The following is a 12,764-nucleotide window of genomic DNA, read 5'->3' on the forward strand; positions in this document are numbered from 1 at the left end:
AAAGGCCCTTTCCGGGCCTTTTTGATTTTCAGCCCGCGAGTTCCAGCAGCGCGGCGTCGAACGCGTCTTCGCTGTCCAGCCTGCGCATCGGCGGCAAGGCCGCCAGCAGCCGCCGCCCGTAGCCCATCGCGACCAGCCGCGTGTCGCAGATCACCAGCACGCCCCTGTCGGTTTCGCGCCGGATCAGGCGCCCTGCGCCCTGCTTGAGGGCCACGGCCGCTTCCGGCAGCGAATAGTCGCTGAAGGCGCTGCGACCTTGCGATTCGAGGCGCTGCGAACGCGCTTCGACGAGCGGATCGTTCGGCGGCGGAAAAGGCAGCTTGTCGATCACGACCAGCTGCAGCGCATCGCCAGGCGCATCGAATCCTTCCCAGAACGAGGCCGAGGCCACCAGCACGCAGCCCGCACGCCCGTCGGCCGCACCTTCGCGGAAGCGGTCCATCAGCGCGCGCTTGGGCAACTCGCCCTGCACCAGCACCTCCGGCCGGCGCCCGGCTTCCAGCCGCTCGAACTGCTGCTTGATGGCATCGCCGATGGTGCGCAGTGCACGCAGCGTGGTCGTGAGCACCAGCGTGCGTCCGCCCAAGGCCTCGGCGCCCCGGGCCGCGAGCGTCGCCACCTGCACGCTGTGTGCCGGATCGCTGGGTTTGGGAAATGCGCGCGGAACGTAGAGCGCAGCCTGGCGCGCGTAGTCGAAGGGACTCTGGACGCGCAGCACCTCGGCGTCGTCGAGCCCGCAGGGTTCGGTGAACCAGCGCAGCTTCGGATCGTCGCCGAGCGTGGCCGAGGTGAACACCCAGGCACGTCCCTGTTCTTCCGGATCGACCGCGTCGGCCTTGAGCACGCGCGTGCGCACCGCCTCGGCAATATCCAGCGGCGACTCCACCAGCCGCAGCTGCGTGCCCACGTCCACCCATCGCACCGATTCCGCGGGGCAGGCCTGGGCAAAACGGGTCGCGCGTTCCGCGAGCTGTTCCGCGCGCTCGTGCAGGCGCACGAAATCGGGCGAGAGTTCGCTCACCGTGTCGAGTGCCCGCGCTGCGTGCTCGAAGGCCTGCTGCAGGGCGTCGAGCGCGGCCTGCCAGGCCTCGGCAGGCACGGCCTCCGGCGACGCGCCTGCCCAGCGCAGCTTGGCACCGGGCCACTGCTTGCCGGCCGCGAGCCGCAATTCGCGCGCGCCGCGTTCGACTGCAGCCACCAGCTGCTGCCAGTCGACCAGCCCGCGCGCCTGCTGCAGGCCGGCGGCCAGCATGTCGCGCGCGAAATCCAGCGCCTGCCCGCTGCCGAGCTGCACGCCGAGGAACTGCACGCCGGTCTCGTTGAGCTGGTGCGCTTCGTCGAACACGACCACGCGCACGGTCGGCAGCAGTTCCGCCATGCCCGATTCACGCACCGCCAGGTCGGCGAAGAACAGGTGATGGTTAATGACCACCACGTCGGCCGCCATCGCCTCGCGGCGCGCCAGGTTGACGTGGCAGGGCTTGAACTGCGGACATTGCGCGCCAAGGCAGTTCTCGCGCGTGGAGGTCACCAGCGGGATCAGCGGCGAGCGCTCGTCCAGGCCCGGCAGCTCGGCCAGGTCGCCGGTGCGGGTGGCCTTCGACCACTGCTCGATCTTCGCCAGCGTGCGAACGCTGCCGCGTTCGGGCAGGGACGCGTCATGGCGCGCCAAGTCGAGGCGATGCAGGCACAGGTAGCTCGCCCGCCCCTTGAGCAGCGCGGTGCGCACCGGCAGGCCCAGCGCCTCGACCAGCCGCGGCAGATCGCGCCCGAAGAGCTGGTCCTGCAGCGTCTTGGTGGCAGTCGAGAGCAGCACGCGCTCGCCGCTCAGCAGCGCCGGCACCAGGTAGGAGAAGGTCTTGCCGACGCCGGTGCCGGCCTCGACCACGAGCACACCGCCCTGGTCGATGGTGCGGGCCACGGCCAGAGCCATCTGGGTCTGGCCTTCGCGCTCGCGGAACTGTTCGGCCGCGTGCGACAGCACACCGTCCTGCGCGAAGGCGTCGCGCACCATTTGATCGAGCGACATCAGGCGGGCTCTTGCGGATCGAGCATGCGCTCCAGGCGGACGATCTGGTCGCGCAGGGCGAGCCGCCTTTTCTTCAAGCGCCGCAGCAGGAGTTCGTCCTGCGGCACGGCCTCGACGAGTCGGTCGATGGTGGCGTCCAGGTCGGCGTGCTCGATGCGCAGTTCGATCAGCTGACGGGAAAAGGAGTGAAGATTGGAGTCCAACGGGGGCGATGCGAAGACGATGCAACGGCGATTCGGGCTTCGCGCGGGGTTGACTCGATAATACGTCTTCGTTTCCATCACACGACCACATGAAAGACCGAGCCACCGTCGCCTCCGCGCCCACGACCCCAGGCTTTCGACTCGCAGCGGCCACCGGTCTTCACAAGGGGGACCGCCCCTACCAGCAGGACCAGGTCCTGATCATGAACCACCCGCGCACGCCGGGTTGCGTGCTCGGCGTCGTCGCCGACGGCATGGGTGGACGCAGCGGGGGGCGCAAGGCATCGGACCAGGTGCTGATGACAGCACGCCAGTTGTTCTCGCGCTACAAGCCGGGTCGCGACGAGGCCGTGGCCACACTGCGCCAGCTGCTGGAAGACGCCAACACGGTGATCAAGCTCACCGCGATCTCCAGCGAGGAGGAGCCGCACAGCACGCTGGCGGCGTTCCTCATGAATCCTGGAGGCGACTGCGTCTGGATCCATGCGGGCGATTCGCGCATCTACCATTTCCGCAACGGCCAGCTGATCAAGCGAACCAAGGACCACTCCTACGTGCAGGCGCTGGTGGACCGCGGCGAGATCAGCGAGGCGGAAGCCAACATCCACCCGCAAGGAAACATCCTGCTCGGCTGCCTCGGCATGAAGTCCACGCCGCCGCCGGTCGACATCCACCTGGTTCCCAAGCTGGAACCCGACGATCTGCTGATGGCCTGCAGCGACGGGCTCTGGCACTACTTCACGCCGGAGGAGATGGGCAGGGTGCTGCACGAACAATCGCCCCGCGCGGCAGCCGAACTGCTGGTGTCGGAAGCGCGGCGCCGCGCGCGCGGCACCGGGGACAATATTTCGCTGGTCGTGCTGAAGCTCGAAGCGCTTCCGGTGGCTGCGGACGCTGCGGACTGAGGCCGAGCCGCCGGCACGCGCTCAAGGCGGCGTCGGCAAGGACGGCGAACGGGCCTTGTCCTTCGTCTTCTCGGCGTTGCGGCGCTCGCGATCGGCGCGATGCTCCTCTGCCTTCTGCTGCTTGCGCTCGTAGGCTTCGCGCTCGACCGGCGCCTCGGCACGCCGGGCAGCAGCCTTGGCCTGGTTCTCGGCATGCGCGCGCTGCTTGTCTTCGAGCTCGCGTTTCCGCAGGGCGGCATCGGAGGCCAGGCGGGCGCGGCTCGTCGCATGATCGGCCGAGCGCTGCTCGCGCTCCTCCTGGTTCTTGATCGACTGCTCGCGCTGCGAGGGTGTGTCCTGCGGGCGCGGGCTGGCCTTTTTTTCCTCGAGCCGATCGAGCGCAGCGGCCCCGCGGCGCTTGCGTTCGATGTCGTTGATGGCGGCTTCCTGGCGCTTGATGTCGTCGGTGGCGGTGCGCCGGCGCCGGCGACTGTCTTCCAGGCAGCCCTCGACCGCAAACTTCTGGTAGCAGGCCTTCTGCTCGGTCTGGAAGCGTTCTTCGACCACCTTGCGCTCCTGCGACAGGCGCGCTCGCTCCGCTTCGAAATCGGTGTTGCCGGTCGTGGCGGTGGACTGCGCCCACAGCGGCAGCGCGGTCAAGGCCATCAAGAGTGCAAGGACGGTGTTCTTCATGTGAGGCGGGTGTCGACGACGCGGCGCTCGAGCGCCAGGAATTCGGCCGACTGCATTTCATTGAGTCTGGACACGGTGCGAGGAAATTCGTGGGCCAGCGGACCCTCGGTGTACAACGCCTCCGGCGGAACCTCCGCCGACATGATGAGCTTCACGCGCCGATCGTAGAACACGTCGACCAGCCATGTGAAACGACGTGCTTCAGAGGCCATGCGCACCGGCATGTACGGCACGTCGGAAAGGAGCACGGTGTGGAACTGGGTCGCGATCTCCAGGTAGTCGTTCTGCGAACGCGGACCGCCGCACAGGGTCTTGAAGTCGAACCAGACCACGCCGCCGGCCTTGCGGCGCGCGTGGATCTCGCGCGACTCGATGTGCAGCACGGGGTTCTCGTCCGCGCTTTCGGCGAGGCGCTCGAAGGCGTGGCGCATCTCCTTGTCGGCCGCCGCGCCGTTGGGCGTGAGGTAGAGGCGTACCTGCTCCAGCGTGCGGCGGCGGTAGTCGGTGCCGTTGTCGACGCCGATCACCTCGAGCCGCTCGTTGAGCAGCGCGATCGCAGGCAGGATGCGGTCGCGATGCAGCCCGCCGGGATAGAGATCGTCGGGCTTGAAATTCGAGGTCGTGACGAAGCCCACCCCGTTCTCGAACAGCGCCGTCAGCAGCCGATGCAGGATCATGGCATCGGTGATGTCGGCGACATGGAACTCGTCGAAGCAGATCAGCTTGTAGCGCTTGGCGATCCGGCGCCCGAGTTCGTCGAGCGGGTTGACCGTGCCCTGCAGCTCGGCCAGCTCGCGATGGACCTCGCGCATGAACTCGTGGAAGTGCAGCCGGGTCTTGCGCCTGAGCGGGACCGCGTTGTAGAAGCAATCCATCAGGAAGCTCTTGCCGCGCCCCACCCCGCCGTACATGTAGACGCCGCGCGGAATGTCCAGCCGGTTGATCAGCTTCTTGAGCGCATTGGAGCGCCGCGCCTTGTAGTCGCCCCACTCGCTCGCGCAGCGATCGAGCGCTTCGACGGCGCGCAGCTGCGCGGGGTCGCTCTGGTACCCCCTCGCAGCCAGCTCCGCTTCGTAAGCCTGTTTGACGCTCAAGTGGTCAGAAATTGAGCGTGCGCTTGTCGACGGCCAATGCAGCTTCCTTGGTCGCTTCGGACAGCGATGGATGCGCGTGGCAGATGCGCGCGATGTCCTCGGCGCTGGCCTTGAACTCCATCGCCACCACCGCCTCGGAGATCAGCTCGCTGGCCATCGGGCCGACGATGTGAACGCCGAGAATCTCGTCGGTCGCCGCATCGGCGATGAACTTGACCATGCCGGTCGTGTCGCCGAGCGCACGGGCGCGCCCGTTGGCCATGAACGGGAAGGTGCCGGCCTTGTAGGCGCGGCCTTCGGCCTTGAGCTGCTGCTCGGTCTGGCCGACCCACGCGATCTCGGGCGAGGTGTAGATCACCCACGGGACGGTGTTGAAGTTCACGTGCCCGTGCTGGCCCGCGATGCGCTCGGCCACCGCCACGCCCTCTTCCTCGGCCTTGTGCGCGAGCATCGGGCCGCGCACTACGTCGCCGATGGCCCACACGTTCGGCAGGCTGGTCTTGCAATCGTCGTCGACCACGATGGCGCCGCGCTCGTCGAGCTTCAGGCCGACCGCCTCGGCGTTGAGGCCGATGGTATTGGGTACGCGGCCGATCGAGACGATGAGCTTGTCGACCTCGAGCGTCTGCGCTTCGCCCTTGGCATTGGTCCAGGCAACGCTGACGCCCTTCTTGCCTGACTTGACCTCGCCCACCTTGACGCCGAGCTCGATCTTCAGGCCCTGCTTGGTGAAGGCCTTGTGCGCTTCCTTGGCGATCTGCTCGTCGACCGCGCCGAGGAAGGTCGGCAGCGCTTCGAGCACCGTGACCTCGGCACCCAGGCGGCGCCAGACCGAACCCATTTCGAGGCCGATGACGCCGGAGCCGATCAGACCCAGCTTCTTGGGCACGCCGGTTATGCGCAGCGCGCCGTCGTTCGAGAGGATGTTCTCCTCGTCGAAGTCCGCGCCCGGCAGCGGGCGCGGATTGGAGCCGGTCGCCAGGATGATGTGCTTGCCCTCGATGGATTCCTCGGCCGTGCCCGTCACCTTCAGCTCATAGCCGGCGCCGGACGCCTTCACGAAGGAGCCGCGGCCGTGGAAGAACGTGACCTTGTTCTTCTTGAACAGGTAGGTGATGCCGTCGTTGTTCTGCTTCACGACCGCGTCCTTGCGCGCCAGCATCTTGGCCAGATCGAGGCTCAGGCCCTCGACCTTGATGCCGTGGTCGGCAAAGTGATGCCCGGCGTGGTCGTAGTTCTCGGACGACTGCAGCAGCGCCTTCGAGGGAATGCAGCCGATGTTGGTGCAGGTGCCGCCCAGTGCCGGGCCGCCCTTGCCGTTCTTCCACTCGTCGATGCAGGCGACGTTGAAGCCGAGCTGCGCTGCGCGGATGGCCGCGACGTAGCCGCCGGGGCCGCCACCGATGACGATGACGTCGAATTGCTTGTTGGACATCAGGTGGCTCCTCAGATGTCGAACAGCAGGCGGGCAGGATCTTCCAGCGCCTCCTTCATGGCCACGAGGCCCAGCACGGCTTCACGGCCGTCGATGATGCGGTGGTCGTACGACATCGCGAGGTAGTTCATCGGGCGCACGACGATCTGGCCGTTCTCGACCACGGCGCGGTCCTTGGTCGCATGCACGCCGAGGATGGCGGACTGCGGCGGGTTGATGATCGGCGTCGACAGCATCGAGCCGAACACGCCGCCGTTGGAGATGGAGAAGGTGCCGCCGGTCATCTCCTCGATGCCCAGCTTGCCGTCCTTGGCCTTCTGGCCGTACTCGGCGATCTTCTTCTCGATGTCGGCAAAGCTCATCTGGTCGGCATTGCGCAGGATCGGCACCACCAGGCCGCGCGGCGAACCGACGGCGATGCCGATGTCGAAGTAGCCGTGGTAGACGATGTCGTTGCCGTCCACCGAGGCGTTGATCACCGGGTATTTCTTCAGCGCATGCACCGCGGCCTTCACGAAGAAGCTCATGAAGCCGATCTTGACGCCGTGCTCCTTCTCGAACTTCTCCTGGTAGCGCTTGCGCATTTCCATCACCGGCGCCATGTTGACCTCGTTGAAGGTGGTCAGGATGGCGTTGGTCGCTTGCGACTGCAGCAGGCGCTCGGCGATGCGGGCGCGCAGGCGGCTCATCGGCACGCGCTCTTCCGGACGCTCGCCGAGATCCGGCGCGCGGGCAGGCGCAGCGACCTGCGGCAGCGCCGTCTTGGGCGCGCCCGTCGGGATGGCCACCGGCGCAGCCACCTTGGCCGTGACGCCGGAGGCGACCGCACCGAGCACGTCGCCCTTGGTGACGCGGCCGTCCTTGCCGGTGCCGGCCACGTCGCCCGTCGTGAGCTTGTTGTCGGCCAAGAGCTTGGCTGCCGCGGGCATCGCGACATCGGACTTCGAGCCACCGGCCGGGGCGGCAGCGGCGGCTGCCGCGGGAGCCGGAGCGGCCGCTGGCGCTGCCGCCGGAGCAGCGGCGGGCGCGGCTGCCGCGCCCTTGCCCTCGGTGTCGATCTTCGCGATCAACTGGTCGGCGACGACGGTGGCACCGTCGCCCGCCACGATCTCGGCCAGCACGCCGGCGGCCGGCGCCGGAACTTCCAGCACGACCTTGTCGGTCTCGATCTCGATCAGGATCTCATCGACCGCGACGGCTTCGCCGGCCTTCTTCTTCCACTGCAGCATCGTGGCTTCGGCCACGGATTCGGACAACTGGGGGACTTTGACTTCAACGATAGACATTACTGATGTGCTCCGCTTCGTGTTTCTTCGTAGGTGTGAATGTGGTTCTTCTTACTTGGTCAGCACGAAGCCCTTGAGCTTGGCAAATGCGCCGTCGACCAGCGCCTTCTGCTGTTCCTGGTGCAGGTGCGAATAGCCGACCGCGGGCGACGCCGAGGCGGCGCGGCCCGAGTAGCCGAGCTTCTGGCCTTCCAGCATGTTCTCGTGGATGTAGTGCTGCACGAAGAACCAGGCGCCCTGGTTCTGCGGCTCGTCCTGGCACCACACCACGTCGACGAGGTTCGGGTACTTCCTGAGTTCCGCGGCGAAGGCCTTGTGCGGGAACGGATAGAGCTGCTCGACGCGGATGATCGCCACGTCGTCGGCGCCCTTTTCCTCGCGCTTCTTCGCCAGGTCGTAGTAGACCTTGCCGGAGCAGGCAATGAGGCGCTTGACCTTCTCGGCCTTCAGGTCCTTGTTGTCGGGAATGACGGTCTGGAAGCTGCCCTTGGTGAACTCGGACAGCGGGGAGGTCGCGTCCTTGTTCCGCAGCAGCGACTTGGGCGTCATGATGACCAAGGGCTTGCGCAGGTTGCGCACCATCTGCCGGCGCAGCACGTGGAAGATCTGGCTCGCGGTGGTGGGCTGCACGACCTGCATGTTGGCGTCGGCCGACAGCTGCATGAAGCGCTCGAGGCGCGCCGAGCTGTGCTCGGGGCCCTGCCCTTCGTAGCCGTGCGGCAGCATCAGCGTGATGCCGTTGACGCGGCCCCACTTCACTTCGCCCGAGGCGATGAACTGGTCGATCACGACCTGCGCGCCGTTGACGAAGTCACCGAACTGCGCTTCCCAGATCACCAGCGTGTTCGGATCGTTCGACGCGTAGCCGTATTCGAAGGCGAGCACCGCCTCTTCGGAAAGGATGGAGTCGATGACGACGAAGGGCGCCTGGTTGTCGGCCACGTTCGAAAGCGGCACGTAGGTGCCCTCGTCGAACTTCTCGCGGTTCTGGTCGTGCAGCACGGCGTGGCGGTGCGTGAAGGTGCCGCGGCCGCTGTCCTCGCCCGAAAGGCGCACCGGATAGCCGCTGGCCACCAGCGAGGCGAAAGCCATGTGCTCGCCCATGCCCCAGTCGACGTTGACGTCGCCGCGGCCCATGGCCGCACGGTCGTCGAGCACCTTCTTGACCAGCGGATGCACGGTGAACTTTTCCGGCGCCCTGGTGATGCGCTCGGCCAGGCGCTTCCATTCCGCGGTGGGGATGGCGGTGTCGCCGGCGTCGGTCCACTTCTTGTTGAGGAAGGGGCTCCAGTCGACCGCGTACTTGCTCTTGAAGTTGGTCAGCACCGGATTGGTGGTGTTCTTGCCGGCGTCGAAGGCCGCACGCTGCGTCTTCACCATGTCGTCGCCGAGCGTGTCGCCCAGGCCCTGGGCGGCGAGTCTCTCGGCATAGAGCTTGCGCGTGCCCGGGTGCGCCGCGATCTTCTTGTACATCAGCGGCTGGGTGAGCGAGGGCGTGTCCTGCTCGTTGTGGCCGAGCTTGCGGAAACAGATGATGTCGACCACCACGTCCTTCTGGAACTCCATGCGGAATTCGAGGGCGAGCTGGGTCGCGAGCACCACCGCTTCGGGGTCGTCGCCGTTCACGTGCAGCACGGGCGCCTCGACCATCTTGACGATGTCGGTGCAGTACAGCGTCGAGCGGCTGTCGCGCGGGTCGCTGGTGGTGAAGCCGATCTGGTTGTTGATCACGATATGGACCGTGCCGCCGGTGGAATAGCCGCGCGTTTCGGCCAGCGCCAACGTCTCCATCACGACGCCCTGCCCTGCGAAGGCGGCGTCGCCGTGCACGATCACCGGCAGCACCTGCTTGCCGAGCGGGTCGGCACGGCGGTCCATGCGCGCGCGCACGGAGCCTTCGACCACGGGGTTCACGATCTCGAGGTGCGAGGGGTTGAAGGCCAGGCTCAGGTGCACCGGACCGCCGGGCGTCGAAACGTCGGAGCTGAAGCCCTGGTGGTACTTGACGTCGCCGCTGGGCAGGTCTTCAGGCGCCGTGTGGTCGAACTCGGCGAACAGGTCGGCCGGCATCTTGCCGAGCGAGTTGACCAGCACGTTGAGACGGCCGCGGTGGGCCATGCCGATCACGATCTCCTGCACGCCCTTGACGCCGGCCTGGCTGATCAGCTCGTCCATCGAGACGATAAAGCTCTCCCCGCCTTCGAGCGAGAAGCGCTTCTGGCCGACGTACTTGGTGTGGAGGAAGCGCTCCAGGCCTTCGGCCGCCGTCAGGCGTTCGAGGATGCGCTTCTTCTGCTCGGTGCTGAGCTTCGGGTTGGTCCGCGCGCTCTCGAGCCTCTGCTGCCACCAGCGCTTGTGGTTCTGGTCGGTGGTGTACATGTACTCGACGCCCATCGTGCCGCAGTAGGTCTCGCGCAGCGCGTTGAGCAGGTCGCGCAAGGACATCGTGTCCTTGCCGAAGAAGGTGTTGCTCGTGTTGAACACCGTTTCGAGATCGGCATCGGTGAAACCGTAGAACGAAGGCTCGAGTTCCGGAATCGACGGGCGCTCCGCGCGCTTCAACGGGTCAAGGTCGGCCCAGCGGACGCCGACGTTGCGGTAGGCCGCGATCAGCTGCTGGACGGCGGTGCGCTGGCGGCCCAGCTCCGAATCGGCGCCGCTGGCCTGCACCACCCTCGTGGTGCCCTGCTTGGCGCGCTCGGCGAAGGCATTGATGACCGGCTGGTGCGGCACGTCGCGGGTGGTGCTGCCGTCGGTGGCGGGCACGTGCTGCAGCGCATCGAAGTACGAGCGCCAGTTGTCGGGCACGCTGCCGGGATTGCTGAGGTAGTTTTCGTACATCTCCTCGACATAGGGCGCGTTGCCGCCGAAGAGGTAGGTGTTGCCTTGGTAGGCGTGATAGACGGACGCGCCGGGCGTCGACGATGAATCGCTCATATTCCGCTGACCTTCGCTTCCCTGTAGGAAGCATTAGCTGGTTTAAGAAACCTTCCGCGACACGGCTGAACCGGATGGCGGATGCGACTGTGGCTGGGGAAGGGCCTGAGTACCCTGGCATTGTGCCATGGCAACTACGTGACGGCGGAAAGCGCCTTCGCAAGCCCTCAAGGGGATAGCGATTGCCTGATCTGCTGGAGGGCGCCGGGGTCTTCTATCGTGGTTAGGTCGCCCGGGTCGCGCTGTTCGCACACGGCCTGGATCGCGCGGCGCAGCAGCTTGCCGCTGCGCGTCTTGGGCAGCGCGCTCACGAAGCGCACGCGCGCGGGACGCGCCAGCGCGCCGAGCTGGTCGGCCACCTGCTTCATGATTTCCCCTTCGAGGAGAAGGGCTGCCTGGTCGTCGCCGAGCGCTGCACCATCCTTCGGCACCACGAAGGCCATCGCCACCTGCCCCTTGAGCGCATCGGCTACGCCGACGACCGCGACTTCGGCGACCTTCGCATGGCCCGAGATCGCTTCCTCGATCTCGCGCGTGCCGAGCCGATGGCCGGCGACATTGATCACGTCGTCGGTACGCCCGAGGATGTAGAAGTAGCCGTCCTCGTCGCGGATGCCCCAGTCGAAGGTGGAATACACCAGCTTGCCCGGCACGCTCTTCCAGTAGGTGTTGACGAAGCGCTCGTCGTCCTTCCACACGGTCTGCATGAAGCCCGGCGGCGTCGGCCCCTCGATCACCACCACGCCCTTCTCGTTGGCGCCGCTCAGTTCCTCGCCGGTCGCCTCATGGAGGATCTTCACCTTGTAGCCGTACATCGGAACGCCGGGGCTGCCGAACTTGCTTCGCGTCTGCTCAACCCCGTTGGCCACCGTGAGGATGGGCCAGCCCGACTCGGTCTGCCAGTAGTTGTCGATGATCGGCACGCCCAGGCCCTCGCTGATCCAGCGCGCCGTGGGCTCGTCGAGCGGCTCGCCGGCCAGGAACAGCGCGCGCAGGCTCGAGAGGTCGTACTTCTTCAAGAGCGCCGGGTCCTGCTTCTTGAGCACGCGCACCGCGGTGGGCGCGCTGAACATCACGGTCACCTTGTATTTTTCCACCAGCCGCCACCAGATGCCGCCGTCGGGTTGCCGGTCGAGGCCCTGCGTGGGCAGGCCCTCGTACATGAGGGTCGCCATCCCCGCGATCAGCGGGCCGTAGACGATGTAGCTGTGGCCCACCACCCAGCCGATGTCGCTGGTCGAGAAATAGGTTTCGCCGGGCCGGCCGTCGAAGATGTGCTTCATGCTGGCGGCCAGGGCCACGGCATAGCCCCCGGTGTCGCGCTGCACCCCTTTGGGCCGGCCGGTGGTGCCGCTGGTGTAGATGGTGTAGCTGATGTCGGTCGCGTCCAGCCAGGCGCAGGGCACCTGCGCATCGCGGTGCTTCTCGACCAGCGCGGCCGCCAGATGGTCACGCCCTTCGGTCAGGGCCATCGGCGCCAGGCCGCGATCGACCAGCAGCACCGACTCGGGCTTGTGCGAGGACTGCCGGATCGCCTCGTCGAGCAGCGGCTTGTACGCAAGCACCTTGCCGCCGCGCGACCCGGCGTCGGCGCTGACGACGACTTTCGGCGTCGCATCCTCGATGCGCGAGGCCAGCGAGCCGCTGGCGAAGCCGCCGAACACCACGCAGTGGATCGCGCCCAAGCGCGCGCAGGCCAGCATCGCGAAGGCGGCCTCGGGAATCATCGGCATGTAGATCAGCACGCGGTCGCCCTTGCCGACGCCGAGCTCCATCAGGCTCGCCGCAAAACGCTGCACCTCGGCATGCAGTTCCTTGAAGCTGTAGCTTTTTTCGGTGCCGGTCTCGGTGGAAACGGCGATCAGCGCGGGCTGATCGCCGCGGGTGGCGAGGTGGCGATCGACCGCGTTGTGGCAGAGATTGGTCGTGCCGCCCGCGAACCAGCGCGCGAAGGGCGCGTTAGAGGCATCGAGGATCTGCTGCGGCGGCGTTTTCCAGTCGATGAGCTTGGCCTGTTCGGCCCAGAAGGCCTCCGGCGCATCGATCGACTGGCGATAGAAGTCTGCATAGCGGCTCATGGGCGTGTCTCCAGTTCTGGCTTTGACTTGTCGTAGAAACTGAATTCATAATTATGAGGGCCGTGCTTGCAGCAGGCTGACAGGCAGTCGGACCACCTGGTGCGAGCAAATAGAGTGTAAGAACG

9 protein-coding genes are annotated in these 12,764 nt (G+C 66.7%); 1 reads left to right on the top strand and 8 read right to left on the bottom strand.

Annotated features, from left to right (window positions below; all coding sequences use genetic code 11):
* Positions 1–28: 28 nt before the first annotated feature.
* Positions 29–2,029: an ATP-dependent DNA helicase gene (locus ACSQ9I_RS18200; protein WP_093108104.1), complete on the bottom strand. Its 2,001-nt coding sequence runs from the start codon at positions 2,027–2,029 to the stop codon at positions 29–31.
* The gene (locus ACSQ9I_RS18205; RefSeq protein ID WP_093108106.1) at positions 2,029–2,232 is read right to left on the bottom strand and encodes a DUF465 domain-containing protein; all 204 of its coding nucleotides are present in this window, start codon (positions 2,230–2,232) and stop codon (positions 2,029–2,031) included. Before ACSQ9I_RS18205 ends, ACSQ9I_RS18200 begins: the two co-directional genes overlap by 1 nt.
* Before the next feature lie 89 nt (positions 2,233–2,321).
* Here ACSQ9I_RS18205 and ACSQ9I_RS18210 point away from each other — a divergent pair, with 89 nt between their 5' ends.
* Positions 2,322–3,137 (top strand): PP2C family protein-serine/threonine phosphatase, encoded by an 816-nt coding sequence (locus ACSQ9I_RS18210; RefSeq protein ID WP_436313995.1) that lies wholly within the window; start codon positions 2,322–2,324, stop codon positions 3,135–3,137.
* A 21-nt stretch (positions 3,138–3,158) separates the two neighbouring features.
* Here the strand turns inward: ACSQ9I_RS18210 and ACSQ9I_RS18215 are convergent, their stop codons facing one another.
* The 6 genes from ACSQ9I_RS18215 to ACSQ9I_RS18240 form a co-directional block, all read right to left on the bottom strand.
* A complete protein-coding gene (locus tag ACSQ9I_RS18215; protein WP_436304492.1) occupies positions 3,159–3,809 on the bottom strand; it encodes a hypothetical protein in 651 nt (216 codons plus the stop codon).
* Positions 3,806–4,903, bottom strand: coding sequence for a cell division protein ZapE (zapE, locus tag ACSQ9I_RS18220; RefSeq protein ID WP_436313996.1), 1,098 nt, complete (start codon positions 4,901–4,903; stop codon positions 3,806–3,808). The genes ACSQ9I_RS18215 and zapE overlap by 4 nt, the downstream gene beginning before the upstream one ends.
* 4 nt (positions 4,904–4,907) lie before the next feature.
* Positions 4,908–6,338, bottom strand: a complete 1,431-nt coding sequence (lpdA, locus tag ACSQ9I_RS18225; RefSeq protein WP_436304494.1) for a dihydrolipoyl dehydrogenase — start codon at positions 6,336–6,338, stop codon at positions 4,908–4,910.
* Positions 6,339–6,349: 11 nt separating this feature from the next.
* Positions 6,350–7,624 (bottom strand): 2-oxoglutarate dehydrogenase complex dihydrolipoyllysine-residue succinyltransferase, encoded by a 1,275-nt coding sequence (gene odhB / locus ACSQ9I_RS18230; protein ID WP_436313997.1) that lies wholly within the window; start codon positions 7,622–7,624, stop codon positions 6,350–6,352.
* Positions 7,625–7,675: 51 nt separating this feature from the next.
* On the bottom strand, positions 7,676–10,561 hold the full coding sequence (locus ACSQ9I_RS18235) for a 2-oxoglutarate dehydrogenase E1 component (RefSeq protein ID WP_436313998.1): 2,886 nt from the start codon (positions 10,559–10,561) through the stop codon (positions 7,676–7,678).
* A gap of 167 nt (positions 10,562–10,728) precedes the next feature.
* On the bottom strand, positions 10,729–12,639 hold the full coding sequence (locus ACSQ9I_RS18240) for a propionate--CoA ligase (RefSeq protein WP_436313999.1): 1,911 nt from the start codon (positions 12,637–12,639) through the stop codon (positions 10,729–10,731).
* Positions 12,640–12,764: the final 125 nt, after the last annotated feature.

Origin of the sequence: Variovorax sp. LjRoot84 (assembly GCF_964254305.1) — a bacterium.
GTDB lineage: Bacteria > Pseudomonadota > Gammaproteobacteria > Burkholderiales > Burkholderiaceae_C > Variovorax.

Bases quoted from the DNA above. Each gene is read 5' to 3' on its own strand.
- ACSQ9I_RS18200 (WP_093108104.1), bottom strand. From the start codon at position 2,029: ATGTCGCTCGATCAAATGGTGCGCGACGCCTTCGCGCAGGACGGTGTG.
- ACSQ9I_RS18210 (WP_436313995.1), top strand. From the start codon at position 2,322: ATGAAAGACCGAGCCACCGTCGCCTCCGCGCCCACGACCCCAGGCTTT.
- ACSQ9I_RS18215 (WP_436304492.1), bottom strand. From the start codon at position 3,809: ATGAAGAACACCGTCCTTGCACTCTTGATGGCCTTGACCGCGCTGCCG.
- lpdA (WP_436304494.1), bottom strand. From the start codon at position 6,338: ATGTCCAACAAGCAATTCGACGTCATCGTCATCGGTGGCGGCCCCGGC.
- odhB (WP_436313997.1), bottom strand. From the start codon at position 7,624: ATGTCTATCGTTGAAGTCAAAGTCCCCCAGTTGTCCGAATCCGTGGCC.
- ACSQ9I_RS18235 (WP_436313998.1), bottom strand. From the start codon at position 10,561: ATGAGCGATTCATCGTCGACGCCCGGCGCGTCCGTCTATCACGCCTAC.
- ACSQ9I_RS18240 (WP_436313999.1), bottom strand. From the start codon at position 12,639: ATGAGCCGCTATGCAGACTTCTATCGCCAGTCGATCGATGCGCCGGAG.